At 44.6% G+C, this 23,760-nt stretch carries 28 protein-coding genes; 19 read left to right on the forward strand and 9 right to left on the reverse strand.

Translation table 11 applies throughout. The annotated features are described in order from the left end of the window. Positions 1-183: 183 nt before the first annotated feature. The 3 genes from QUB68_RS27140 to QUB68_RS27150 all read left to right on the forward strand — a co-directional run bounded on the left by QUB68_RS27140 (position 184) and on the right by QUB68_RS27150 (position 3,635). Entirely contained in the window at positions 184-1,503 is a 1,320-nt protein-coding gene (locus tag QUB68_RS27140; protein ID WP_332998042.1) for an ABC transporter substrate-binding protein, read from the forward strand. Between the two features lie 171 nt (positions 1,504-1,674). Continuing rightward, positions 1,675-2,625 carry a branched-chain amino acid ABC transporter permease gene (locus tag QUB68_RS27145; protein ID WP_332998043.1) on the forward strand — a complete coding sequence of 317 codons (951 nt, stop codon included), beginning with the start codon at positions 1,675-1,677 and terminating at the stop codon, positions 2,623-2,625. A 74-nt stretch (positions 2,626-2,699) separates the two neighbouring features. Then, positions 2,700-3,635: a branched-chain amino acid ABC transporter permease gene (locus QUB68_RS27150; protein ID WP_332998044.1), complete on the forward strand. Its 936-nt coding sequence runs from the start codon at positions 2,700-2,702 to the stop codon at positions 3,633-3,635. Positions 3,636-3,729: 94 nt separating this feature from the next. Here the strand turns inward: QUB68_RS27150 and QUB68_RS27155 are convergent, their stop codons facing one another. Then, positions 3,730-4,974 carry an SGNH/GDSL hydrolase family protein gene (locus QUB68_RS27155; protein ID WP_332998045.1) on the reverse strand — a complete coding sequence of 415 codons (1,245 nt, stop codon included), beginning with the start codon at positions 4,972-4,974 and terminating at the stop codon, positions 3,730-3,732. A gap of 263 nt (positions 4,975-5,237) precedes the next feature. Here QUB68_RS27155 and QUB68_RS27160 point away from each other — a divergent pair, with 263 nt between their 5' ends. Continuing rightward, a complete protein-coding gene (locus QUB68_RS27160) occupies positions 5,238-5,729 on the forward strand; it encodes a hypothetical protein (protein ID WP_332998046.1) in 492 nt (163 codons plus the stop codon). 32 nt (positions 5,730-5,761) lie between these two features. Beyond that, on the forward strand, positions 5,762-6,403 hold the full coding sequence (locus QUB68_RS27165) for a Uma2 family endonuclease (RefSeq protein ID WP_332998047.1): 642 nt from the start codon (positions 5,762-5,764) through the stop codon (positions 6,401-6,403). A gap of 148 nt (positions 6,404-6,551) precedes the next feature. Here QUB68_RS27165 and QUB68_RS27170 read toward each other — a convergent pair whose 3' ends face one another. Then, positions 6,552-8,417, reverse strand: coding sequence for a serine/threonine-protein kinase (locus QUB68_RS27170; protein ID WP_332998048.1), 1,866 nt, complete (start codon positions 8,415-8,417; stop codon positions 6,552-6,554). A gap of 176 nt (positions 8,418-8,593) precedes the next feature. Beyond that, complete coding sequence (locus QUB68_RS27175; RefSeq protein WP_332998049.1) at positions 8,594-9,553, reverse strand: aldo/keto reductase; 960 nt, start codon at positions 9,551-9,553, stop codon at positions 8,594-8,596. Positions 9,554-9,677: 124 nt separating this feature from the next. Between QUB68_RS27175 and QUB68_RS27180 the strand changes: the two genes are divergently transcribed. The 4 genes from QUB68_RS27180 to QUB68_RS27195 all read left to right on the forward strand — a co-directional run bounded on the left by QUB68_RS27180 (position 9,678) and on the right by QUB68_RS27195 (position 12,358). Further along, positions 9,678-10,289 (forward strand): DUF1802 family protein, encoded by a 612-nt coding sequence (locus QUB68_RS27180; protein WP_332998050.1) that lies wholly within the window; start codon positions 9,678-9,680, stop codon positions 10,287-10,289. Between the two features lie 100 nt (positions 10,290-10,389). Next, positions 10,390-10,584, forward strand: coding sequence for a hypothetical protein (locus QUB68_RS27185; RefSeq protein WP_332998051.1), 195 nt, complete (start codon positions 10,390-10,392; stop codon positions 10,582-10,584). Beyond that, complete coding sequence (locus tag QUB68_RS27190; RefSeq protein ID WP_332998052.1) at positions 10,581-11,288, forward strand: response regulator; 708 nt, start codon at positions 10,581-10,583, stop codon at positions 11,286-11,288. Before QUB68_RS27185 ends, QUB68_RS27190 begins: the two co-directional genes overlap by 4 nt. Continuing rightward, positions 11,279-12,358 carry a PAS domain-containing sensor histidine kinase gene (locus QUB68_RS27195; RefSeq protein WP_332998053.1) on the forward strand — a complete coding sequence of 360 codons (1,080 nt, stop codon included), beginning with the start codon at positions 11,279-11,281 and terminating at the stop codon, positions 12,356-12,358. Before QUB68_RS27190 ends, QUB68_RS27195 begins: the two co-directional genes overlap by 10 nt. Before the next feature lie 28 nt (positions 12,359-12,386). On the opposite strand, the gene QUB68_RS27200 is transcribed toward QUB68_RS27195, so the two are convergent. Genes QUB68_RS27200 through QUB68_RS27215 form a run of 4 tightly spaced genes read right to left on the reverse strand, consistent with a single transcriptional unit; the run spans position 12,387 to position 15,019 of the window. Continuing rightward, a complete protein-coding gene (locus QUB68_RS27200; protein ID WP_332998054.1) occupies positions 12,387-13,037 on the reverse strand; it encodes an ABC transporter permease in 651 nt (216 codons plus the stop codon). Positions 13,038-13,070: 33 nt separating this feature from the next. Next, positions 13,071-13,532, reverse strand: coding sequence for a DUF29 domain-containing protein (locus QUB68_RS27205; RefSeq protein WP_332998055.1), 462 nt, complete (start codon positions 13,530-13,532; stop codon positions 13,071-13,073). Positions 13,533-13,585: 53 nt separating this feature from the next. Then, positions 13,586-14,344: an ATP-binding cassette domain-containing protein gene (locus tag QUB68_RS27210; protein ID WP_332998056.1), complete on the reverse strand. Its 759-nt coding sequence runs from the start codon at positions 14,342-14,344 to the stop codon at positions 13,586-13,588. Positions 14,345-14,404: 60 nt separating this feature from the next. After that, positions 14,405-15,019, reverse strand: a complete 615-nt coding sequence (locus tag QUB68_RS27215) for an NUDIX hydrolase (protein ID WP_332998057.1) — start codon at positions 15,017-15,019, stop codon at positions 14,405-14,407. Positions 15,020-15,390: 371 nt separating this feature from the next. Between QUB68_RS27215 and QUB68_RS27220 the strand changes: the two genes are divergently transcribed. Next, positions 15,391-15,648 (forward strand): hypothetical protein, encoded by a 258-nt coding sequence (locus QUB68_RS27220; protein WP_332998058.1) that lies wholly within the window; start codon positions 15,391-15,393, stop codon positions 15,646-15,648. Between the two features lie 342 nt (positions 15,649-15,990). Here QUB68_RS27220 and QUB68_RS27225 read toward each other — a convergent pair whose 3' ends face one another. Beyond that, a complete protein-coding gene (locus QUB68_RS27225; RefSeq protein WP_332998059.1) occupies positions 15,991-16,410 on the reverse strand; it encodes a hypothetical protein in 420 nt (139 codons plus the stop codon). Positions 16,411-16,920: 510 nt separating this feature from the next. Between QUB68_RS27225 and era the strand changes: the two genes are divergently transcribed. The 7 genes from era (at position 16,921) to QUB68_RS27255 (ending at position 20,016) form a co-directional block, all read left to right on the forward strand. Then, on the forward strand, positions 16,921-17,832 hold the full coding sequence (gene era / locus QUB68_RS27230; protein WP_332998125.1) for a GTPase Era: 912 nt from the start codon (positions 16,921-16,923) through the stop codon (positions 17,830-17,832). Further along, entirely contained in the window at positions 17,759-17,977 is a 219-nt protein-coding gene (locus QUB68_RS30025; RefSeq protein ID WP_442923133.1) for a restriction endonuclease subunit S, read from the forward strand. Before era ends, QUB68_RS30025 begins: the two co-directional genes overlap by 74 nt. Before the next feature lie 173 nt (positions 17,978-18,150). After that, complete coding sequence (locus tag QUB68_RS27235) at positions 18,151-18,750, forward strand: Uma2 family endonuclease (RefSeq protein WP_332998060.1); 600 nt, start codon at positions 18,151-18,153, stop codon at positions 18,748-18,750. A gap of 75 nt (positions 18,751-18,825) precedes the next feature. Beyond that, positions 18,826-18,966: a hypothetical protein gene (locus QUB68_RS27240; protein ID WP_332998061.1), complete on the forward strand. Its 141-nt coding sequence runs from the start codon at positions 18,826-18,828 to the stop codon at positions 18,964-18,966. 91 nt (positions 18,967-19,057) lie between these two features. After that, complete coding sequence (locus tag QUB68_RS27245; protein WP_006634608.1) at positions 19,058-19,288, forward strand: DUF433 domain-containing protein; 231 nt, start codon at positions 19,058-19,060, stop codon at positions 19,286-19,288. An 87-nt stretch (positions 19,289-19,375) separates the two neighbouring features. Then, a complete protein-coding gene (locus QUB68_RS27250) occupies positions 19,376-19,591 on the forward strand; it encodes a hypothetical protein (protein WP_332998062.1) in 216 nt (71 codons plus the stop codon). Beyond that, on the forward strand, positions 19,588-20,016 hold the full coding sequence (locus QUB68_RS27255) for a type II toxin-antitoxin system VapC family toxin (protein WP_332998063.1): 429 nt from the start codon (positions 19,588-19,590) through the stop codon (positions 20,014-20,016). The genes QUB68_RS27250 and QUB68_RS27255 overlap by 4 nt, the downstream gene beginning before the upstream one ends. A gap of 44 nt (positions 20,017-20,060) precedes the next feature. Here QUB68_RS27255 and QUB68_RS27260 read toward each other — a convergent pair whose 3' ends face one another. After that, positions 20,061-20,237, reverse strand: coding sequence for a hypothetical protein (locus QUB68_RS27260; protein ID WP_332998064.1), 177 nt, complete (start codon positions 20,235-20,237; stop codon positions 20,061-20,063). A gap of 203 nt (positions 20,238-20,440) precedes the next feature. Here QUB68_RS27260 and QUB68_RS27265 point away from each other — a divergent pair, with 203 nt between their 5' ends. Then, complete coding sequence (locus tag QUB68_RS27265; protein WP_332998065.1) at positions 20,441-21,499, forward strand: trypsin-like peptidase domain-containing protein; 1,059 nt, start codon at positions 20,441-20,443, stop codon at positions 21,497-21,499. 38 nt (positions 21,500-21,537) lie between these two features. Then, positions 21,538-23,760, forward strand: a 2,223-nt coding sequence (locus QUB68_RS27270; RefSeq protein ID WP_442923134.1) for an nSTAND1 domain-containing NTPase, incomplete at its 3' end; no start/stop codon positions are given.

Raw genomic sequence — 23,760 nt, forward strand, 5'->3', positions numbered from 1 at the left:
CTTATTTCGCCAAGAGTTGTCAAGCTTTTTGGGAAACTATTTTTGACTTTTTTTGAAACCTATATACACCAAGGGTTTTAGCTGTTCATACTGGCTGAGACCTCCGATCGCCCTTTCTGCTTTTCCGGATGTCACCTGTTTTGGGCGGTAATGGTAAGGTTTTTTCCGGGGACTCTGCCGCTAATGGGTAGAATATCTCTACAGAAAGATGTTCTATATATATGTGTGTTCGATCGCCCTCCCATGAAAAAACCGGCTCCTCGTCCTACCGCCTTGTTCCTTACCTGCGCTTCACTGCTGATGGCTTGCAGTCAGACCAACACTCCTCAGACATCTACTAATACAGCGTCTCCAGGTACTTCCTCATCTCCCACAGCTTCGCCAGATGGTGCGGGTGCAGGGAACTCTGCCGCTATTCCGGTTGGGATTGGGGTGGCGCAAACTAGCAATGTGGCTTTACTTGGCCAGGAACAGGTGGCTGGGGCGAAAATTGCTGAGAAGTATTTTAACGATAAGGGCGGTGTAGATGGAACGCCGATTAGACTGGTGTTCCAAGATACGGGTGGAGATGAACAAGGGGCGATTAATGCGTTCAATACTCTGATCAATCAGGATAAGGTTGTGGGTATTGTGGGCCCAACTCTATCACAGCAGGCTTTTGGTGCAGATCCGATCGCCGATCGCGCCAAAGTTACTGTGCTCGCACCCTCCAACACGGCTAAAGGCATTCCCCAGATTGGCGATTATGTGGCCAGAGTCTCCGCGCCTGTCGCCGTGGTAGCACCTAACGCGGTGAAAGCCGCCCTCAAGCAAAATCCCAATATCAAGAAAGTAGCCGTGTTTTTTGCTCAGAATGATGCTTTCAGCAAATCTGAGACTGAAACTTTCCAGAAAACGGTTAAAGAGATGGGGCTGGAATTGGCAACAGTCCAAAAATTCTTGACTACTGATACAGATTTCCAATCTCAAGCCACTAATGGGATCAATGTCAAGCCCGATTTGATAATTATTTCTGGGTTGGCCGCAGATGGAGGTAATTTAATTAAGCAATTGCGGGAGTTGGGCTACAAAGGCGTTATCATTGGCGGCAACGGTCTGAATACTTCCAATGTATTTACTGTTTGCAAGGCTCTTTGCGATGGGGTTTTGATTGCCCAAGCATACAGCCCGGAATATCAAAATGAAATTAATAAGGCTTTCCGCGATGCTTATCGCGCTCAATATAAGAAGGAACCGCCTCAGTTTAGTGCTCAAGCTTTTACTGGCGTACAAGTTTTTGTTGAGTCATTAAAGGCAATTAATGCTAAGTCGAAGGTTAGCGAAAAACCTTTAGCAGAATTGCGTACAAATTTAAATCAGCAGTTGTTGATTGGAAAGTATGATACGCCTTTGGGGGAAATTTCTTTTACGCCGGAAGGTGAAATAAATCAAAAAGACTTTTATGTGGCACAAATTAAAATGGAGGCGGATGGAAATAACGGTAAGTTTGAGTTTCTGAAATGAAGTTCGGCAACAGATTTTGTAGCGGATTTAACGGATGTTAGGAAGTTCGGCAGCGGATTCTGTAACGGATGTAACGGATGTAATGGATGTAATGGATGTTAAGAAGAAGGAGAATTGTTAGTTTGTCGATCGGTGAATGATTTAATTTTGATGCCTAATTCGTGACTGGCGATGGATTTAACTCTGTTTCTGCAACAATTTCTGAATGGTTTGTCGATCGGCAGCGTGTATGCTATTTTTGCGCTAGGATACACGCTGGTGTTTTCTATTCTCGGAATTATTAACTTTGCTCACGGTACTGTGTTTACCTTGGGTGCCTATTTCACTTATGCGCTGATGGGTGGTGCTTTCGGTTTTAATGGGTTGTTGGCTAATGCTAGGATTCCCGTGCAGTTGCCTTTTGCTGTGGCGCTAATTTTGGGTAGTACGCTGGCTGGTTTGGTGGGAGTAATGATTGAAAGAGTTGCTTTTTCACCTTTGCGCCGCAGAAACTCTGATCCTCTGCTGACGATGGTGTCGAGTTTGGGGGCTGCTGTGGCGATCGCAAATATCATTCAGTATCTTGTCGGGGCTGAAATTTACACTTTTCCTGCTAATACTTACGGGAATTTGCCGGCAGCGATTAACTTTGGTACGGCGGATCAGCCGATTCCGATTCGCACTGTGCAAATGGTGATTTTTGTGGTGGCTGTTGCGATCGTAACTGTCCTAACTTACTTGATAAATTTCACTAAATTTGGTAAGGCAATGCAGGCGGTGGCTGAAGATGCTACTACTTCTAGTTTGTTGGGGATTGATACTGACAGATATATTGTTTTGACGTTTTTTGTGAGCAGTTTTCTGGCTGGTTTGGCGGGGAGTTTGGTGGGTTCTAGTGTGAGTATTGCTGGGCCGTATTTTGGGATTGCTTTTGGTTTGAAGGGTTTGGCTGTGATTGTGCTTGGTGGGTTGGGGAGTATTCCTGGGGCCGTTGTGGGTGGGTTTATCATTGGTTTGGTGGAGGCTTTTGTGCCGGGAGATTTTTCGGCTTATAAGGATGCTGTGGCTTTTGGCATATTGTTTGTAATGCTGTTGGTTAGGCCGCAGGGTTTGTTTGGGCGACGTTTGATTCAAAAGGTGTAGAATGATTCGGCGATTGAAATCGCTTCTACACAAACGAAGTCCGCGCAACGCGAGACTAAGAAATAAATAAAGTTATGGATACATTTTTTACTACTTACGGTTTTTTGATTGTCTCGATGTTGTTGGGTGCAATGTTGGGATTGTCGCTATATTTGCCTTTAATGACTGGACAATTATCTCTCGCTAGCCCCGGTTTTTATGCTTTGGGTGGGTATATTGCGGCGATTTTGTCTACGACGGTGTTTCAAACGACGGGGGGTTTGTTTCCGCTGCCGTTGCTGTTATTGGAGATGATAATTGCAGGGGCTGTTTCGGGGTTGTTGGGTATTTTGGTGGGTATTCCGGCGCTGCGGTTGCGGGGGATTTATTTGGCGATCGCAACTATTGCTTTTGTGGAAATTCTACGGGTTTTATCCCTCAATCTGGATATCACTGGCGGGGCTGTGGGGATTTTTGGGATTCCGCAGCCGTTTGGAACACCGATCGAGTATTTGTGGATTGTACTGCCTTTGCTGCTGGTCAGCATGGCGATTCTGTACCGGCTGGAACGGATTCGGGTGGGACGGGCTTTTGCGGCGATTCGGGCTGATGAGTTGGCGGCGGATGCGATCGGCATTAACCCGACTTTTTACAAGGTTCTGGCTTTTACGTTGGGTGCTATTTTAGCAGGCGTTGTTGGTGCGGTTAGCGCGCATTTTCTCAATACTTGGAACGCCCGTCAAGGTACTTTTGATGCTAGTATTATTTACTTGACTTCTGTGTTGATTGGTGGTAGCAGAACTTTTGTGGGGTCGGTTTTGGGCGGGATGGTTTTTACTGCTTTGCCGGAGGTTTTGAGGGGAATGGCGACGATTCAGGGATTGCCGGTTTGGTTGGCGCAATTTCTGCGGGATGGGCGGTTAATTGTGTTTGGAGTGTTGATTGTTTTGGGGACGATATTTTTTCCTCAAGGGTTGGTGACGCCGGAGTTGTTGAAGAAGTGGAAGAAGGACGATCGCACTTCTGTTTAAAAACAGATAGCGTTAGGATTTCGCCCCATCCTCATCAATGGGCCTGTCAACGATGTACAATGGTTAAGATTTTTATTATTTGGGAAGAATCATATTACTTTTGCTTGACTAGGGCGTTATTGTTGGTGGAATCCGAAGCTTCTGCTTTGAACCGATCGCATAAGTTTTGTGCCATAAGTTGAGCAACTTGCTCATGACCTTGACTATTCCAATGACCGTCACAGCGCATAGCATTGGGAAAGCCATGTACGCAAGTTTTATTGGTTTCTGCATACTCTCGCAATCGCGGGACTGTATCCAATGTCGTAATATTAAGGCGATCGCCAAGGGCTTTGATTCTCTGATTGGGATAATACAAGTCCTTAATGCCCAATCGTTTCACATAGCTTTGACGCATCATAGGCTCAGGATTGACTTGAACTCCCGAACTGAGAATCAAAATCATAAATTCTGCCTTTTTTGCCTTGACTTCCTGACTCATTAGTGTAATTAATCCTTCTGTCACTTGCCAAGCCTCTTTCCATACTGGATCGATAGGTTCTTGAAAGTTATTAGCGGCTCGTTTTTTGTCTGCGGCATCAACTAGACGTTTCTTATTATTTAAATCAACTTGTCTGACTAACCGCAAAATGCGTGAACGATTGACCCACCAAGTCGGAAGATAATCAACAGATGAAAACTCCAAATAGTTATGTTCTCTTGGTGACATTTTCAGCCATGACATATCTGCAACTAATTCCCCATTTTTATAGACGAAAAATGGCTTACGTTGAGAAAATTCAAGTTTTTTTGAATTATTAATAATATCGTTGCCAGGAAGAAAAGCTAAGAGCACTAAATCGGGAGAATATTGCCAGACTTTATGGCGCAGAGTCATTAGTTGTTGATCCGTCCCATAGCCCTGAACCCCGAAATTAATTACCTCAACTTTGCGATCGCCTAAAGCAGTACATTGTTTATTGAGTTGCTTTCTCATTTTCCACCAAAAAGTATTTTCCATCGGCACTTGTAAAGCTTCGGCAAAGGAATCTCCCAACACCGCGATCCGAAAAGTTTTTGGTGGTTTCTCTTTCGTATGTTCGCGATCGCGTAAACCATCTTTATTCGCTTGGATGAAGGATCTATCCCCTTCACCCTGCCACTCGAAAGATGCGCCCGGTTTCAATGACCAACCAGCGGGATCGTCTAATCTGTAACTATCAAAAGAGACAGAATCGGTGGGCTTTTTTAGACCTTTAATTCCCCCCAGATGAAGAGCTAATTCTCCCACGAAAACACCCGCCATAATTCCCCCCAAAATTAAGCAGAGTTTTTGCCCCCATAAACTTAAGTTTTTCATATTATTTCTCTGGTATATACAAAATCGGATATAAATGCCTGCGAATATATCAAAAAGACAATCCCTACCAATAATTACTGTTTTTTAGGGGCTGATTTTATAATTTTCACTATCATATACCGATCGCCCAAAACTGCAAAGCGAAAAAAGACGGAAAAAGACGGGTATTTATCAAATTGGGATAAAGACGGAAAAAGACGGATCAACTCGGCTATACTAACTCTAGTTCTCTGACACCCCTACTGATGAACACCGCCGATATCTTGGAATTTGTAGATGAAGCGCTCAACGCAAAAACAGGCAAACATCTCAATGACTTGCAGCGTAAAATTATCGAGGGAATACTGAATCGACAAAAGTATTCTGATATTGCAGATACTTACGGTTGTACGCCTGGTCATGCTAAGGATATAGGTTACAAGCTTTTGCAAATGTTATCTGATGTTTTTGGTGAACAAATTGATAAAGGTAATCTTGAATCTGTTTTAGAACGGCAATTAAATCTGAATATCAATTTGGGCGATCGTAATACTACTAATTTTGGTAATAGCAACACAACTAACTATATCAATGCTTGCTCAGAAGTACCCACTACTGCCACCGATAAAAGTCAGCCTCCGAATCCTGAATCTCAGGGCAACAAGAATCAAGTTAAGATTGAAGCGGTGGGTAAGTTACGGGGGCTTGGCTTGAGCGATGAGCAAATTGCAGAAGTGCTAGGCTTAGCCTTGGAGGTAGTGAAGCAGATGGATTGATAAATAAAGAACTTTTTAGAGGTATAAGTTTTATGTTTGCAGTTGTCACGCCAGAAAAAATTCATTTACCCCCAGGAACAGTTATGAAGTTTCCTGGTACTTGGCAAGATTATCAGGCTCTTGTGCAACAATTAGGAGACCGTCAGATTCCGCGCATCAAGTATCGACCAGGAGAGATTTTGTTAATGTCCCCTTTACCCGTACACGGACGACAAGCTCATATTATTGCAATGGTGGCAATGGTTCTGTTAGATTGCTTGGGGCGAGAGTATGAAGCGTTTACACCGATTACGATGGATTTGCCGGAGGTAAGGGGCATTGAACCGGATTATTGTTTTTATATCGATAATTGGGCGGCGATCGCAGGTAAAGACCGAATTGCTTGGGGTGTCGAACCACCGCCGGATTTGGCGATCGAAGTGGATGTCACTAGCTACACGGATGTGAATGATTACTTGCCTTATCGAGTACCGGAAGTGTGGTTGTTCAAGCAGAATCGGTTGAGGATTTATTGCTTGGAAGGCGAGGGCTACATCGAAACTTCTATTAGCCGTTTTTTTCCCAACTTTAACATATCAGAACTTGTTTTGGAGTGCTACCAAATGTCGCGCGATCGCAATACAAGCGTTGCGATTCGAGAGTTGCGCCGAAAAGTTGAGATGGAGAACTATTGAATCAGTCCCCTCTCTTCGGTTTTCAGTGAGAACTTCATACCAAATCCGGGCTTTAAATCGCCTAATTCTTCAGTCCGCGCAGGCGGACTTCGTTTGTATAGTCGCGATTTCAATCGCCGAGTCCTATTTTGATTATGGCTAATTCAATCTAAATAATATTCTGCCAAATCTTAATAGTTTTATCACTGCTGCCGCTAGCCAAAAACTCTCCTTCCGGGCTAAAATTAACGGAGTAAACCGAATTTGTATGCCCGGAAATATTACAAATTTCTCCACCATCTTTAACTTTCCAAATTTTAATAGTTTGATTGCTGCTGCTGGCAATCATCTCGCCATCGGGACTAAATGCGATCGAATCAACATACCAAGAATGACCTGCAATTGTTAAAACTTCTTGCCAATCTTTGACCCACCAAATTTTGATAGTATTATCGTGACTGCCGCTGGCCAGAAACTCTCCGTTTGGACTGAAAGCTAGACAGCGAACGCAGTCTGTATGACCTGTCAGCGTCCGAATTAGCTTGCCATCTTTGACTCGCCAAATCTTAATGGTTCTGTCCCAACTACTACTAGCCAGAGTTTCTCCATCTGGGCTAAATGCGACAAAATAAACTAAGTTGATGTGACCCGCAAGTGTGCGGATTTCTTGCCCGTCTTTGACGCGCCAAAGCTTGATTGTTTTGTCCCAACTGCTGCTAGCCACAGTTTCGCCATCGGGACTAAAAGCTAAGCCATAAACTGAGTTACTGTGACCTGCAAATGTGCGGATTTCTTGCCCATCTTTCATCCGCCAAAGTTTGAGTGTTTTGTCGTGACTGCTACTAGCAAGAGTTTTGCCGTCAGGGCTGAAAACTACTGTATGAACAGAGTTAGTATGTCCTGCGAGAGTCACTATTTCTTGCCCGTCTTCTACTTGCCAAAGTTTGATTGTTTTGTCATCACTGCCGCTGGCGATAACTTCTCCGTTGGGACTGAAAGCTACAGAGGAAATTAAGTTTTTGTGTCCGGTTAATGTGTGAGTACATTGCCAGTTATGGGTTGGCTGTGGGGGCGGATTGGGATTGGCTGCGGGTTTGACTGGTTTGGTAATTGTTTGGGAAATCGTGAGGTTTTTTGCTGCTTCTGGATTCAGTTGTGTTAATACTTCAACAGCCGTTTGATAGCGGCGGTTGGTAGCATTTTCAATCATTTTATCTAAAATTTCTCCGAGTTCTTTACTCACCGAATTGTTGCTTAAATATTGCCGCCAAATCCAGGCATCCTCGCCGGGATCGAAGAGATCGAAGGGGGAAACTTGAGTTAATAAATACAGGCAAGTTACGCCTAAACTGTACAAATCGCTGGTGAAAAATGCTTTGCCTCTGGCTTGTTCGGGGGCGATGTATTCGGGGCTGCCGATGCTGGTTCCTGTTTTGAGTAAGGCTGTACCTGTGGCAATTTTGGCGGCGCCAAAGTCTACTATAACTAATTGTTTGTCGGCGCGGCGGATGATGTTTCCGGGTTTGATGTCTCGGTGAATAACGTTGTGGGAGTGGATGAAGTGCAGGACTGGTAATAAGCTATTGAGTAAGTCTTGAATTTGATTTTGTGTAAATGTGCCTTCTGCTTCTACAATTTGTGCTAGGTTTTGTCCGTCGATAAATTCTTGGACTACATATTGTCGGTTGTCTTGGATGGAATAGGCTAGTAGTTCGGGAATTTGAGGGTGTTTTCCTAATTCGTCCAATCGCATTGCTTCTTGTTCAAAAAGTTCGGCGGCTTTTTTGCTGTTGCGATTGCTGGCTGATGGGATGAGTTGGCTTTCTGCTGGTAAAAATTGTTTGATGACGCAGCGGGGTTTTGAGGGTTTGTCTTCGTCTACGGCGAGGAATGTTCTGCCAAAACCTCCTTGTCCGATCGCCTTTATGGCCCGATATCTGTCGCGCAACAGCAGTTTTGACCGACAATTTCGGCAAATTTTGGCTGCATCCGGGTTTTGGGGCTTGGAACAGTTGGGGTTTAAACAGTAACTCATTCGATTTTAGATTTTGGATTTGGATTTTAGATAGGACGTACGGTTGAAACCGCGTATACACGAACGAAGTCTGCCTCCGCAGACTAAAAAAAATGTGATTTTAATTGCAATGTCTTCAACCCGCGGAGGCGGGTTTTGTTTGTGTCGCCGCGGTTTCAACCGCCCAGTCTTTTATTTTAGAAATTCCACATGACGGGATTGTCGTCTAAATGATCGGTGACTGTTCGCCCGATCGCGTCAATCTCTTTTAAGTCCTCCTGACTCAATTTTACCTCAGCAGCTTTCGCGTTATCGGCTGCTTGTTCAGCATTGCGGGCGCCGACAATTGCATTGGTTTGCGGCTGTGCAATCAACCACGCTAATGCTAAATTGCCCAAGCTTGTTTGGTGGCGATCGGCAATTGGTCTGAGTTGAGTCAATGCTATTTGCACTCGTTCATAATTTTCTTTGAGGAACAGCTTACTTTTGGCGCGGTGGTCGCCTTCTGCAAATTTGTGGTCGGGCCCAAATTTACCTGTTAATATTCCTTGAGCTAGAGATGAATAGGCAAGGATTGAGATATGATTTTCTACACAGTAAGACATGGCGTCTTTTTCTACCCAGCGCCAAAACAGAGAATAGGGCGGTTGCAAGCTGTCAATGTGTCCGTATTGGGCGGCTTCTGCTATTTGGGCGCGGGAGAAGTTGGAAAGACCGATCGCCCGAATCTTCCCCTGTTCCTTTAATTTGTTCAGCGCGTCCATTGTTTCGGCAATGGGTACAACTTCGGAATTCCAAGTGCCGGCGGGCCAGTGGATTTGGTAAAGGTCGATATAATCGGTGTTGAGGTTTTTTAGCGATCGATCGCACGCTTCGACTACCAAATCGGACTTGAGGTGATTGGCGAAAACTTTGCTAGCATAGATTACTTGCGATCGCACATCGGAAAGTGCTTGACCGATAATTTGTTCCGAATGCCCTTCTCCGTAAACCTCAGCCGTATCAAAGGTAGTAATACCAGCCTCAAAAGCGGCGCGCATGGCTTTGACAGTTTCGGCATCCTCAACTCCCACCCACATCCGTTTGCCGGCTTGCCAAGTCCCCATAATTATCGGGGTAATCTGAATTTCCGATTTCCCCAATTGTCGCTTTTCCATTACCTAAGTCCTCATTTGGATTTTTACGATTCACCTTCAAGCTATCTAATTTTAACAGAAAAAAGTAGGGTAGTTGCTTGGAGGCACAGATTTTGTTAGGATTGTTGAAAATAGGAAAAATTCGATGAAATCAACTACTCGCGCGCTAAAAGAATGGAATGTAGCTGTTAACGCTTTGGCAACAGGGAAAACGATTGTGCTGTTGCGAAAGGGGGGAATTCGCGAGCAAGCAGGACAGTTTAATGTGGCTGACAAGCACGTTTTGCTGTATCCAACTTTTGAACACCAACAGCCTGATTTATTAAAGCCGGATTTTGCGAATCAGGTAGAAACTGTAGAATCTGGTTGGCATCCAGAAACTATTAAGATTGGCAGTTGGGCTGAGATTACTGATGTTTTTTTGGTGGCTTGGGAACCTGCAATTGCGGCGCTGTTTCCTTACCATATTTGGAATGAGAAATTTGTCGGCGATCGCCTGAAATGGAAACAAAATCAGCCAATTTATGTTTTATTGCTGCGTACTTATCGGTTAGCTGAGGCGCAACAAATACCGTACATCTCTGAATACGGCGGTTGTCGCTCTTGGATAGATTTGGCTGAGCCTATTTCGCTGGAGGGGAGTGAAGCTGTTTTGAGTGATCGAGAATACATTGCATGCTCAAATGAAATCCGCAATCTGATGGCGAATCCTCCGAAGGCAGATGGTTCGCAGAAAATCACAACTCTGACGGTTTAAACTTTTGGCACCCCTAACTTGCTGAAAGTAAAGAGGATGTATTAGTATTGTTTTTAAGAATTTAAACCGGGGTGGTTGGGTTTTATGGGTGGCAAGAATAATGCTTTTTAAGCCTGTAGAAAAAATATACTCTCTTGGTTCGGCTGCTGTTTTCCAACTATCTGTCACAAATTATCGCTGTACGATCGCTCCGATCGATGTTCGCCACTGGCCCGGAAGCACCGAAACGCTACAGGATGGCTGCTGTGACATCGCCATGAAGATCGATCGCTCTGCCAAGGAAGGTGGGCGATGAGTCAGATCGAGCGTACTGTGTTGATTGTCGATCGCAGCCCGGAAGACTGCCAGATGTATCGGCAGTATCTGCTGCACGATCGCGAATACCAGTACAAAATCGTCGCAGCGCAGTTAGGCCAAGAAGGGTTGGCGCTGTGGGAAAGGCACCAGCCAGATCTGGTGTTGCTCGATTATCGGCTGCCAGATATGGACGGTTTGGAATTTATCGCCCAACTGCGAACCAAAATACTATCGCAGCGATATTTGCCTGTAATTGTGGTAGCGGGGTTCGGTAACGAGACGATCGCAGTCCAAGCCATCAAAGCCGGCGCCCAAGACTATCTAATTAAAGGACAAATTGCACCGGAGAGTTTGCGGCTGGCGGTGAAGGGGACGATCGACAAAGCGCAATTGCACGCCAAACTGCAACAAAACGAAGAACGCTTGCACCTAGCGTTGAAAGCTGCTTGCATGGGTACTTGGGAGTGGCAAATTCCGAGCAATTGTGTGGTTTGGTCTCCTCTGGTGGGGCCGCTTTTTGGTCTACCGGCGGGAACTTCTCTGGCAAGTTATGAAGATTTTATCCAACTCGTGCATCCCGAAGACCGCGAGAGTGTTGTCGCCGCCGTAACCCGTACCGTTGAGACAGGCATTAACTATGAAGTCGAATTTCGCACTGTCTGGGCCGATGGCTCGCTGCACTGGATAGGGGAGTGTTGCTAGATGTCAACCAGCGTTGGTTAGATTTCACGGGGTTGACGCTAGCACAAGCTCAAGCTGAAGGTTGGCCGGCGGTTGTCCATCCTGATGATGTCTCTACTATGGGCGATCGCTGGATGTCTGCTCAACAAGACGCCAGCCCTTATCAAGCCGAAGGTAGAATGCGGCGCTACGACGGCCTGTACCGCTGGTTTTTGCACCAAGCTATTCCCGTCAAGAATGAATCGGATCGGGTGGTCAAATGGTTTGGTACGGCGACTGATATTGAAGACCAAAAATGCTTGGAAGAGCAGCGCGAGACTATCTTACAGCAGGAAAAAGCTCTGCGCGCAGCAGCCGAAAAAGCTAACCGCAGTAAGGATGAATTTTTGGCTGTGCTTTCTCACGAATTGCGATCGCCCCTGAATCCGATCTTGGGATGGACTCAACTGCTGCAAAGTCAAGCATTGAATGCGGCTCAAACTGCTAAAGCTTTAGACACTATCGAACGCAATGGCAGATTGCAGATTCAATTGATTGATGATTTGCTGGATATTGCGGGGATTATGCACGGCAAACTGAGCTTGAATGCTGCCCCGATGAATTTGAAATTGGCTGTGGAATCTGCCATTGATACGGTGAAAACGGCAGCCGCTGCGAAGTCGATCGAGATTCATCCGGTGCTGTCGGAGTTCGGGCTGGTGTTGGGCGATGCGGTGCGATTGCAGCAGATTGTCTGGAACTTGCTTTCTAATGCGATTAAGTTTACTCCGAATGGTGGCAGAGTGGAGATTCGGCTGGAGCGATCGGGCGAGCGGGCGCTGATTGCCGTCAGCGATACTGGTAAAGGCATCCACCCTGACTTTTTGCTGTCTATTTTTGATTCTTTCTACCAGGAGGATGTGTCTCTGACGCGCAAATACGGCGGGCTGGGGTTGGGATTGGCGATTGTCCGCCACTTAGTGGAAGCACACGACGGGACAATTACCGCCCAGAGTGGGGGCGAGAATCAGGGTTCTACTTTTACGGTGAGTTTGCCACTTTTGCGCCCTGAACTACAGATGAGATTAGCAGAGGAAGTGCGATCGGCTTAAAAACCTCCCAAAGTTTGTAGTGAGGACTTCAGTCCTCCTTAACACTTTTCAATGTACTTTTCGAGAGGCGCCCTTCCACCAAACCCAGCCCAAAATCGGCAGCTAATGCCATCACAGCCGCCGGAATTGCCCCAGCCAAAAGTAACTGATTGTTGACTGTTGCTACGCCCCGAAAAATAAACACCCCCAAGCCGCCGGCACCAATTGCTGCGGCAATGGTTGCTAGCCCGATCGCAATTACCGCAGCAACTCGCACCCCCGCCAGAATCACGCCCAGCGCTAGGGGAAGTTCCACTTGCCATAACAGTTGCATATCGGTCATTCCCATGCCTGTGCCGGCCGCCACAATCGCCGGATCGACGCCGACAATGCCGGTGTAAGTGTTGCGGATAATCGGCAGTAGGGAATAGAGTGTGAGGGCGATGATTGCCGTGCGATCGCCTATTCCGCCCACAACGGGCACGGGAATTAGCAAGCCAAACAAGGCTAAACTGGGAATTGTTTGCATAATATTCGCAAAGCCCAAAATCGGCTTTTTCAATTTTGGTTTTCTGGTGATTAAAATTCCCAGGGGAATCCCCACCACAATCGCGACAAAAATGGCCACTGTCACTAAATACAAGTGTTCGATCGCGCGCTGAATTATCTCAGCGCCATAGCGATTGATAAAAATTATCATCGGGTAATTGGTTATTCCTGATTGCTGTCAATCTTATAAATCATTTTCCATTTCAGGACTTGGTTCACCAGGATAGAAGCGAGAGTCCAGAATTTCCTCTAAGCTGTAAAGGCAGTTTGGAGGAAAGGTTTTGAGAGGTAAATCGGTTTCTCCTACTGCCAAATCTCTACCGTTTTGATAAGCTTCTTGGAAAGCTTCTTGCAAGTAAGGTTTCAGACTTGGGTTATCCTGTATCAGCCTCTGAGTGTCCCGCCGCTGCACTCGAATTGTAGACAGCCAGCTACGACTGCGCTGCTGGGGCTGATATTGCCACTTCAGCAAATGTCCTAGCAAAATGCTCAAACGATTTCTAAGTTCTTGACGTTCCTGTTTGCCCAAAGATTCAATTTCCTCAATTAAATTTGACAAGTCAAGTTCACTCCACTGACACTTGCGAAGTAACTTGGCTTGTTCTTGCGTCCAAGCATAGAAGTCTGTCTGGTAAAGACTGTGCATCGTTTGATTATCAGCTTAGTTACTAAAACTATATTATCAAAAATTTGCTAAAATCATTCAAATCTAGCTACTTGCAAACATTCAAGAAATGCGCGAGCTTCTGGATGCTGAGATTTCATAAAATCATCCGGCGATGCCAATTCAACCAACCTTCCATCTTGCATCAAACCAATTTTAGAAGCTAACAAAAAAGCTTCTTGAATGCCGTGAGTCACAAAAATCACTGTTTTGCCCAGTTGCTGCTGCAATTGACGGAATTCCCGCTGCAATTCCAGGCGAGTAATGGGGTCTAAAGCACCAAACGGTTCGTCCATTAACAGCACCGGAGGGTCTGCTGCAAGTGCTCTGGCGACGCCTACACGCTGCCGCTGTCCGCCGGATAACTGATGGGGATAGCGTTTGGCGAAGTGCTGGGGATCGAGGTTGACTAATTCTAACAGTTGGCGGACGCGAGATTTAGTGCGCGAGGTTTCCCAACCTTCCAGTTTCGGGACTAAACCGACGTTTTGCTCGACGGTAAAATGGGGAAACAAACCGATTTCTTGAATTACATAGCCAATTTTTCGCCGCAGTTGAATTGCATCCCATTGAGTTGTCGGTTTTCCCATGACAAGCACTTCGCCGCTGCTTGGCGTCAGTAAATTGTTAATCAATTTCATCGTAGTAGTTTTGCCGCTACCGCTGCGTCCCAGCAATACTAAAACTTCTCCTTGCAGCACTTTAAAATTGAGTTTTTCTACTAAATGCCTGCGATTGAGGCGATATGTAACATCGAGGCATTCGACAGCAACTTCATGATTATTGAGAGCCATGATTAGTTTCGGTGATGTTGATTTCAATTAATCGTCAATCGGCTAGCATCGTGGGACAGTTTAAAATCTAAAATTGTCTTGGTTTTGCCATTCTAGCAATAATGCTCGACATTGGAGGCAAGTTAATTTTTTGAGCAAGTCGCGAATTCCGTCTGGGGTGACAGGATATGCAGCACCGATGAGGTCGGGGTTTACGGTTGCTGTGGGGTGCAATTCTGCTACAAAACCGTAGAGTTTTTGATTGGAGAATGAGCTGTTGATTGCCCAGCCTGTGGTGTTGATTGGTTGGATGCGGGCGATCGCACTTTCGGTCAAGCCTAGTTCTTTTTTGATTATAGCTGGAACTGCGGCTGCTGGCGTTGCGGATTCTGGTACGCGACCGCCGGGAAAATCTAGGGTTGCTGCTGCTACGCCGGGGCGATACATCGGTGGGGGAAATAGCAATTTGTCAGCTTGAACAGTCAATATTACTACTGAATCTGCTCTTTCTACTCGCCAATATTCTACTGTTTGTCCTTCGGTTGTTTCGAGATGTTCGGCGATTAGTTTTACCCAATGAGAGTTGATTTCTACAAATCTATCTAGGGTTTTCCAGGGGGATTTTTCGGTTGGGTTCATACTATAAGGAAGTTCGGCAACGGATTTTTTAACGGATGTAACGGATGGATATTGCATGAGGATCAGAAACCGGGTTTTTTGCGTCTACTTCGTTGCAGCCCACAGATTCGGTAAAAAACCCGGTTTCTCAGAGTCGGAGTGCGTCCAAGACTGAGGAATTAAGAACCTCCTAGCCGTCGGGTGCGGTTGCTATGAATCAGACGTTTTTACTGATCGTAATTGATAATTGTCGATCGCCCAAATAGCCGATCGGGCGATCGAGCTTTGAGCCAGTTTTCCGATCTCGATTGTAAATTTTTGCTACAACTATACACATTCGCCTAGAGAATTCCGTAGCATAGACTACATAATCAAATTTATCTGCGCCTTCGCTCTGCGTTGTTCAAACCTCGCAAGGAGTGCAGACCCCTAGCTCGACAGGAGTAGTTATGCAACTGCAAACAGATATTCGTAATTGGCAACCACCAGCAAGCGCTGCAAGTGTGCGCAACTGGGAAAAATTTGGCTGCGCGATACCTGCACCCAAATTGGCTGCTTCCATGTGGGTCAAATTGTTCAATCCGCCAACAGCATTCAGTTTTGACGAAGCGTGGCTGTTGTGTCAGTGTTCGGAGGAAAAGTGGCTAGCTTGGATTCCTGATTATGGGGAAATTTTGCTAAGTACACATGAATTTTGCGCTACCTAATCGGGAATTATGTCGTTTCCGCTGGCATCGGAATAATCATTTTCGGAGTGCAGCGCGAGCTTAAGAACTCGTGATGAGGCATAATTATGATAACCGGACATCAGAGAAGTCGTCATAGATCAGACTTGAATTGCCTAAATTTTTGATAGATAGATCAACCGCAGATGCGAGGCAGATCAACACAGATCAACGCAGATAATGTTAAGATTGTCTGCGAGTGAATGCAATGCAAGTCTATATTAATTGAAATTTCGCCAACAAAAAGAGCAATAGAAAACCTATTACTCTTTTTGTGCAAAAACACTCTCTAGTTTTTACTTTCAGACAGCGGAACTTACACGCTTATTTGCAAACTGCACGGTTATTTGCGTTTCTGACAATCGTGCCTACTTTGCCATTAATCTGAATCGGGTTCTTGGTACTGGCTCGAATCAAGCGGGGCTGTTTACCCAGACATTCTTTGATTGATTCTGCCCAGGTGGTGAGAGAGCGGGTGTATTCTGTACGAGTCGCTGGCGCGCGAAACTCATCGGTAATTAGGTGATCGCTGGTGATGCTAGTGTCAGTAGCAACATTGGTAATAATTGGAAAGTCAAAGGCTCTGGGTAAGGTTCTGTCAGGTATTTTGCCCGGTAGCATCTGGTACTTCATCGAGCCGCCCTTGTAGTCAATACCTGCTTGGGGCGCTGTTTGAGCGAAGGCGGGAATAGGCAAGCTTGCTACCAATACGGTGCAGCAACTCCAAAATAATTTCGATTTCATCCGATTCATCTCCTCAACTTTATGACGGTTAGCATTAATTAGATAGTCTCCAAAAACATTAGCTTCAATTTATAAAAAATATGATGCTAATGAGCTTTTAATCTGGAGTTTAATCCACCTAATTTATTACTATACATCTTCAAAGATGTTAAAACTGGTTGGTCTGACAAACTGTAGAATGGTTTCAGTTGAGTTGGACATTTACACATCTGAAGTTGTTACAGCATTGAGGACTCGGTTTTACCAGAATGATTCATTTTTGATCGATGTTATTGGAACTTTATCAAATTTTGTCTCAAATATCAAGTTTTGCGAAGCAGGTATCACTTTTAATACTGTCCAAGCGGCTCGATCGCGCTTCCTCGTGTTACGAGCTATACCAGGGCTTTGAAAGATGCTACAGTGCATCGATGGGCGTTTGAGTGTTTTCAAGCGACAATAGGCAGAGAAGGGGCTTGAAAATAGGTGATTTTAGTGGAAGATAGTAAATTTATAGACGTATCGGAAATCATGGGTGTTCCCGCAGCTCCGGCGGGCTACAAGTCGGGCTTTGTGGGTATTATCGGGCGGCCGAATGTCGGCAAATCCACGCTGATGAATCAGTTGGTGGGGCAGAAAATTGCCATTACTTCGCCGGTGTCTCAGACGACGCGCAACAGGCTGCGGGGCATCCTGACTACGGATGAGGCACAAATTATTTTTGTCGATACTCCGGGAATTCACAAGCCGCACCACCAACTGGGTAAGGTTTTGGTGCAGAATGCCCGCACTGCAATTCAGTCTGTGGATGTGGTGCTGTTTGTGGTGGATGGTTCGGTGGAATCGGGTGGGGGCGATCGATATATTATCGAAATTCTCAGCAATTGCAAAATTCCGGTGATTTTGGGGATGAATAAGCTGGACGAACAACCGGAGGATTCCGTGTTGATCGATCGCACTTACGAACAAATTGTCAATCCTGAGTGGCCTGTCGTCAAGTTTTCGGCTCTCACGGGCGGTGGTGTCGAACCGCTGCAACAATTGTTAATCGAACATCTGGAGGTTGGGCCCTATTATTATCCGCCCGATTTGGTCACAGACCAGCCGGAACGCTTTATTATGGGCGAGTTGATTCGGGAACAGATTTTGCTGCTGACGCGGGAAGAAGTGCCGCATTCCGTAGCAATCGCGATCGACATTGTTCAAGAAGAAGCCAAAATTACCCGTATTTTGGCGACGATTCACGTGGAACGGGATTCCCAAAAAGGTATTTTAATCGGTAAAAGCGGCAGTATGCTCAAGTCGATCGGCAGTGCGGCCCGCGAACAGATTCAAAAATTGATTGAAGGTAAAGTGTATTTAGAGTTATTTGTCAAGGTGCAACCGAAGTGGCGGCAGTCGCGCACTCGTTTGGCGGAATTGGGCTATCGCGTGGAAGATTGAAACTATTGAAGTTCCATCCAAAGAAGAACAAGAAAAAATAGCTGATTTTTTGACAGCGATCGATAAAAAGATTGAAGCCATTGCCCAACAAATCGAATTAACTGAACAATTCAAAAAAGGGTTACTGCAAAAAATGTTGGTGTAAATCGTTAAAATAGTACCAAAGCTAACGGGAGCATCTCATTTTTGCAAAAAGCATTTTTTTACATTACAGTGCGAGCGTCCCCGCTCGCTCCTACCTACGATACGCGAGCGGGGACGCTCGCACTACAAATGCAAAACTGAGATGCTCCCAAGCTAACCAAGGAATGATTTCCCATGATTGCCATTAAAGAAAACTTTCCCGCGCTAACCCCCGAAGAATACTTTGCTTGGGAAGAAAAGCAACTCGAAAAACACGAATACATCGACGGTCAAGTTTATCCTATGGGCATCTGTGGGATGAGCGGCGGCAGTAAAAACCATAGCTTACTTGCTGTCAAATTTATCACATTATTTAGTAATCATTTAGAAGGGAGTAGCTGTGACACCGCAACTTCTGACCTAAGAATTAACATTGTCGGCACAAATAACTACACCTACCCCGATGTCAGCGTCACCTGCGACGATCGCGATAAAACCACAACCCAATATATTACCTATCCCAGCCTCATCGTTGAAGTTCTCTCTCCTAGCACCGAAGCATACGATCGCGGCGGCAAATTTAGAATGTACAGTAAAAATTCAGCCTTACAAGATTATTTATTAGTCAGTTCCACCAGCATCGAAATAGATTTGTATCACAAAAAAGATACAGGTGAATGGCTGATCATCAACTACCAAGCAGGCGACACCATAGAACTCAAAAGCATTAACCTAAGTTTTGCGATCGAGCAAATTTATCGAAACCTCGACCTTACCCCAGAAACAACACCTTAAAATTGAAAAAGCTTGTTACAAAAAATGTTTGTGTAAATCGTTAAAATAGTACGAAAGCTAACCAAGGATAAACCCATGTTAACTCTAGAAATGGCAATCCAAAAAATCCAACAATTCCCCCCCGAACAGCGCAATAAAGTTATTGAATATATCGAATTTCTGGAATTTCAAGCCCATCGACAAGCTAAATTTCCCACTTATAGCAATTCTGTTTGAAGCTACACAGAATGGGAAGCCTAAAATCCTTTCCTGTAAATGAGACATTCTATGAAGCTTCACAGAACAATTGTATTACCGAGTGTTTCTTATGAACTACCGAAACCACATCACGATCGAAGCAAATAAACGCGGTGGTAAGCCTTGTGTACGCGGCTTGCGAATTACGGTTTATGAAGTGCTTGAGTACCTGGCTTCCGAGATGACCGAAGCAGAAATTCTCGATGATTTCCCCGATTTGACGCGAGAAGATTTAAAAGCCTGTATTGCTTATGCTGCTGACCGTGAGCGTCGGTTTATGACTGCGACATTATCGGCATGAAATTACTTTTTGATGAAAATTTGTCACCCAAGGGGTATTTTTTCATCATTTTTTATAGGATAGGAAGGATTAATTAGGGAAACTCAAATGGCAATTAACACTTCTTTAGAGGAACGGCTTGCAGCAGTGGAAGCAGCGATCGCACAGTTGCAGAAGCAAATTGTGACTTCTCAACCGACGAATTGGTTGCAACAAATTATAGGGTCTTTCAAAGATGAACCTGCCTTTGAAGAGCTACTTGCCTATGGACGAGCGATTCGCCAAGGGGATGAGTCTCTCCTCGAAGCTCAAGATGAGCTATGAAATATTTACTGGATACGGATCATCTGAGTATTCTTCAACGTCAAGCAGGCATAGATTTTAGCAACCTTTCGACGCGCATGGCTCAGTACGCGCTATCAGATTTTGCCGTATCGACTGTAACGTTTCATGAACAGATGCTTGGCTGTCACGCTTATATTAATCGTGCTCGTAACCCGGATGACGTAGTGAGAGGGTATACAATGATGGCGCGGCTCGTTAGTGACTTCAAAGTGTTGCCCCTTGTCTCATTCGATGCAGGTGCGGCTACAACATTTGATCGATTACAGTCACAACGGATTCAACTGGCAAAGATGGATGCTCGGATCGCGGCAATTGCCATGTTCCGTGGGTTGATTTTGTTAACCCGTAATCATAGAGATTTTGGTAAAGTAACAGGGTTATCGATCGAAGATTGGACAGTTTAAAGCGTCAGTAGAAATAGTAGTCAATCCCGTTGTTCTTTGAATATTCATGCCTTCATACAGCCGATCGCCGAGAGTGTGCGATCGATTCTAAATGCTCTCTCATCTAAAATATAATAAAAATAGCTTTTTTCAGTGCGACGGCTTAAGTGATTGAGTCGAATCGTGCGGCGAACTCGATCGAGGAAAGGAGATTCTGATGGGGAGTAAGAAGGGGTTGACATACATCCTCGATCTGCGGTATTATTCGACTATATCCAATATTATATGGCAACTGCGATCTAATTAAGTTAGGCTGCAAAATACTCTGGGTATTCTTTATTTAGAGTGATTTCCTGTACTCAGGAATTTCCTAGCACTCTAATTTACCGAAAGGCGCAGTTATTCCAAATACTAAATAAATAGGTTGGTGTGGGAGCGGTGTGAAATGATCCATTGGGACATAGAAGATAGAAAACAGCTCATCACTCTGCTTAAAGATTTACCAGAGTTAGGAACGGAACGCTCACGTCTACAAATCCTGGAATCAACAGGTTTGAAACAATTAGTACCTATGATTGACCTTTCGGGTACCTCATTTGTAGCTGTCAGTGAGATTGTTAGCTATCTATCCCAGTATGGGCGATTAACTCATGACCATGAAGCATTAGGATTATTTCTCAATACTCTCAAGGGTTTTGTAGGTATACAGCAGCAAGAGTTTCTTGATGGATTACTAACAAAATATGACATGATGACCCCGATATCTGCTATCCCTAGCATCCGTCAGTGGCAAGGTGGGGAAACAACAGCAGATGTTTTAGAAAAGATTATTGGGGATAATACGCTACGTCCCATTGCTTTTTTACAGCAAGGGCTAGAGGTGGCAAGATCAGTTGCTTACATTGCCGTCCAATCTGGTCATGAGCGTTGGTCAGGGACAGGCTTTTTAGTAACTGAGAATCTATTACTGACAAATAATCACGTTTTACCAAATTCTGATTTATTACCAAGTTCCATATTTCGTTTTAATTATGAAGATGATTTCCAGGGACGCGCTCAGCCCGCTCATGAATATTATTCAAAGCCTAATGGAGTGTTTCACACAAATCAGAAATTAGACTATACCTTGGTGCAACTAGATGGAAACCCTGGTCGGAAGTGGGGATGTTTGCCTTTGTTCCCAAGAAACATCAAGCGCGGAGGGCGAGTGAATATCATCCAACATCCTGCCGGACGACCTAAAGAAATTTCCTTTCAAAACAATTTTGTTCAGTATGTCGGGGGGGATGTTGTGCAATATATTACCTCTACGTTGAATGGTTCTTCTGGATCGCCTGTATTTAATGATGGGTGGGAGGTTGTTGCCCTCCATCATGCGGGTGGTCATATCCCTGAACCCACAACCCAACAGCGTTATTTTAGAAACGAAGGCATATTGACAGAGAAAATTATGTTTGATTTGCCCCCCAAAATCAGGGAAATGTTGAATGTAGAAATTAATTAGAGCCTCAAAGTATCAAAATGACTAGGAAAACTATGTCCTTGAAATCCGAACTGTTAAAGTTTTTGTCACAGCGAATACCGAATACACAAACAGTTCCTCAGCGAAAAGCATTACTAACCGTTCTGGGCTTTGAACGGTTGAGCCGCCGAATCAATTGGGGAGAAGGAGCTAGTTTAGTCTTTTTTAATGAATTACTTGAATTGTTGTGTTCTGAAGGGCAGGTCAGTCTAGGGAATTTCTTAAGAGGGCTAGCAGATTGCGATCTGGTTGGTTTGGAGGACAGGCGCGGACTTATTTCGTTTGCCGAGCGTGTTGACACTTTAACCCTTAATGGATGGAACCGAGAATTTTTGGGAGTTTCTGATGATCAGCAACTAATTAATCCGATTTCTAAGTCTCAAGTGGATAGCTCTGAAAGTGATCAATGTCCCTATAAAGGCTTATTTGCATTTCAGAAAGAGGATTCAAAGTTTTTCTTTGGACGTGAAAGATTTGCGGGAATAGCGATCGAGTCATTAAAAAAACAGCCATTCTTGGCGATTATTGGCAATTCTGGAATGGGTAAGTCCTCAGTAGTTTTTGCTGGTCTGATTCCTGAATTGATCAAATTGGGAAACTGGCAGTTTCTAGCTTTTAGACCTAAAAATAACCCCTTTATGCAACTCGCTGAAGGATTATTAAGCTTTTTGCATCCTGCTCTGACTAATAAAGATGAACCACAGTTTATTCAAGAACAGGCAAAATATACGGAGAGCTTAAAAAGTGAAGAATTAAAATTAACAGATATTTTAGGTGGTGTGTTACCGAAAAAGCATCCTCAGCAGCGCCTACTAATTGTTGTTGACCAGTTTGAGGAACTTTATACTTTATGCTCACCAGATGATCGTAATTTATTTATTGACAATTTATTGGGGCTTATTGATTCAGAGAAAAACAAGGAAAATCCTGATGTGGTGGTTGTCATTACTCTGAGAGTGGATTTTTATGGGTTTGTCCTCGATTATCAGCGTTTGGCAGAACTCTTACAGAACTGGAAGCCAGAAACTTTGATTGGCATGAGTCGAGAGGAGTTAGCGTTAGCTATTGAAAAACCAGCAGAGGTCGTGGGCTTAAAAATTCAAGATGGATTGACGAAAATTATTTTGGATGAGGTGATCAACAATCCCGGTGAGTTGCCCTTGCTGGAATTTGCTTTAGGAGAACTCTGGAAGCAGCGCAAGGATGGTCAGTTAACTATTGCTGCGTATCACCAGATTGGCGGCATTGAGAAGGCTCTAGCTAATTATGCTGAATCGGTTTATAAAAAGTTTGAGGGAAAACAACCGCAAATCAAGCATATTTTCACTCAACTCGTTCGATTTGGAGAGCAAACAGAAAATACTCGTCGTTTAGCTACCTATGAGCAAATTGGTCAAGCTAATTGGAAATTAGTAACTCAACTAGCGGATAATCGCTTAGTTGTCACGGGACAAAATACACGCCAGCGGACGGCTGAAGTCGTCCATGAGGCTTTAATCCGAGGTTGGGAACGCTTGCAGCAATGGATGGTGGAGGATCGGGATTTTCGCCAGTGGCAAGATCGACTACGGTTTGGGATAAAAACTTGGGAGGAAACAGAAAGAAGTAATAGTGCTTTGCTTCGAGGTGCGCTATTGGTAGAGGCCGAAGACTGGCTAAAGGAAAAGCCTGAAGCCATTACCGATGCACAAGAGATTGAATTTATCAAGGCCAGTCGTCAATTTCAAGAACAAGAAGATATTGAACGAATTCAGGATTTACTGAATTTATCTCAAAAGGAATTACAGTTAAAACAACAATTAAGTTCTTTAGTGGTTGCGGTTAAAGCAGGCATCAAATTGCGTAATATTCAGGAACCTTCAGAGGAGTTAAAAAGAAACGTTGTTGAAAGACTAGAGCAAGGAAGCTATGAAATTGTCGAGCAGAATCAACTTGTTGGACATAACGGTGAAGTCAATGGAGTTGCTTTTAGTCCAGATTGTTCAATAATTGCTTCAGTGAGCGATGACCAAACTGTTAAACTTTGGAAGTCAGATGGTCAGCTCTTAGATACCTTTAAAGGACACAATAATGACGTTCTTCGAGTCACCTTTAGTCCTGATGGTCAAATTATTGCCTCTGCTAGTGCTGACAGAACTGTGAGATTATGGAGTCTGGAGGGGACACTCTTGAAAACTCTAGAAGGACACTCTGATCGCGTTTATGGAGTCAATTTCAGTCCCGATGGTCAAATCATTGCCTCT

This window comes from Microcoleus sp. A006_D1 (assembly GCF_036702805.1).
GTDB lineage: Bacteria > Cyanobacteriota > Cyanobacteriia > Cyanobacteriales > Microcoleaceae > Microcoleus.

What these genes read in the sequence shown, in the direction of transcription:
- era (WP_332998125.1), top strand. Translation starts at nt 16,921, where the DNA reads ATGGGTGTTCCCGCAGCTCCGGCGGGCTACAAGTCGGGCTTTGTGGGT.
- QUB68_RS27245 (WP_006634608.1), top strand. Translation starts at nt 19,058, where the DNA reads ATGAACTACCGAAACCACATCACGATCGAAGCAAATAAACGCGGTGGT.
- QUB68_RS27140 (WP_332998042.1), top strand. Translation starts at nt 184, where the DNA reads ATGGGTAGAATATCTCTACAGAAAGATGTTCTATATATATGTGTGTTC.
- QUB68_RS27185 (WP_332998051.1), top strand. Translation starts at nt 10,390, where the DNA reads ATGCTTTTTAAGCCTGTAGAAAAAATATACTCTCTTGGTTCGGCTGCT.
- QUB68_RS27190 (WP_332998052.1), top strand. Translation starts at nt 10,581, where the DNA reads ATGAGTCAGATCGAGCGTACTGTGTTGATTGTCGATCGCAGCCCGGAA.
- QUB68_RS27165 (WP_332998047.1), top strand. Translation starts at nt 5,762, where the DNA reads ATGTTTGCAGTTGTCACGCCAGAAAAAATTCATTTACCCCCAGGAACA.
- QUB68_RS27180 (WP_332998050.1), top strand. Translation starts at nt 9,678, where the DNA reads ATGAAATCAACTACTCGCGCGCTAAAAGAATGGAATGTAGCTGTTAAC.
- QUB68_RS27145 (WP_332998043.1), top strand. Translation starts at nt 1,675, where the DNA reads ATGGATTTAACTCTGTTTCTGCAACAATTTCTGAATGGTTTGTCGATC.
- QUB68_RS27215 (WP_332998057.1), bottom strand. Translation starts at nt 15,019, where the DNA reads ATGCAATATCCATCCGTTACATCCGTTAAAAAATCCGTTGCCGAACTT.
- QUB68_RS27240 (WP_332998061.1), top strand. Translation starts at nt 18,826, where the DNA reads ATGTTAACTCTAGAAATGGCAATCCAAAAAATCCAACAATTCCCCCCC.
- QUB68_RS27205 (WP_332998055.1), bottom strand. Translation starts at nt 13,532, where the DNA reads ATGCACAGTCTTTACCAGACAGACTTCTATGCTTGGACGCAAGAACAA.
- QUB68_RS27265 (WP_332998065.1), top strand. Translation starts at nt 20,441, where the DNA reads ATGATCCATTGGGACATAGAAGATAGAAAACAGCTCATCACTCTGCTT.
- QUB68_RS27150 (WP_332998044.1), top strand. Translation starts at nt 2,700, where the DNA reads ATGGATACATTTTTTACTACTTACGGTTTTTTGATTGTCTCGATGTTG.
- QUB68_RS27260 (WP_332998064.1), bottom strand. Translation starts at nt 20,237, where the DNA reads ATGTCAACCCCTTCTTACTCCCCATCAGAATCTCCTTTCCTCGATCGA.
- QUB68_RS27170 (WP_332998048.1), bottom strand. Translation starts at nt 8,417, where the DNA reads ATGAGTTACTGTTTAAACCCCAACTGTTCCAAGCCCCAAAACCCGGAT.
- QUB68_RS27175 (WP_332998049.1), bottom strand. Translation starts at nt 9,553, where the DNA reads ATGGAAAAGCGACAATTGGGGAAATCGGAAATTCAGATTACCCCGATA.
- QUB68_RS27255 (WP_332998063.1), top strand. Translation starts at nt 19,588, where the DNA reads ATGAAATATTTACTGGATACGGATCATCTGAGTATTCTTCAACGTCAA.
- QUB68_RS27225 (WP_332998059.1), bottom strand. Translation starts at nt 16,410, where the DNA reads ATGAAATCGAAATTATTTTGGAGTTGCTGCACCGTATTGGTAGCAAGC.
- QUB68_RS27155 (WP_332998045.1), bottom strand. Translation starts at nt 4,974, where the DNA reads ATGAAAAACTTAAGTTTATGGGGGCAAAAACTCTGCTTAATTTTGGGG.
- QUB68_RS27210 (WP_332998056.1), bottom strand. Translation starts at nt 14,344, where the DNA reads ATGGCTCTCAATAATCATGAAGTTGCTGTCGAATGCCTCGATGTTACA.
- QUB68_RS27200 (WP_332998054.1), bottom strand. Translation starts at nt 13,037, where the DNA reads ATGATAATTTTTATCAATCGCTATGGCGCTGAGATAATTCAGCGCGCG.
- QUB68_RS27235 (WP_332998060.1), top strand. Translation starts at nt 18,151, where the DNA reads ATGATTGCCATTAAAGAAAACTTTCCCGCGCTAACCCCCGAAGAATAC.
- QUB68_RS27220 (WP_332998058.1), top strand. Translation starts at nt 15,391, where the DNA reads ATGCAACTGCAAACAGATATTCGTAATTGGCAACCACCAGCAAGCGCT.
- QUB68_RS27250 (WP_332998062.1), top strand. Translation starts at nt 19,376, where the DNA reads ATGGCAATTAACACTTCTTTAGAGGAACGGCTTGCAGCAGTGGAAGCA.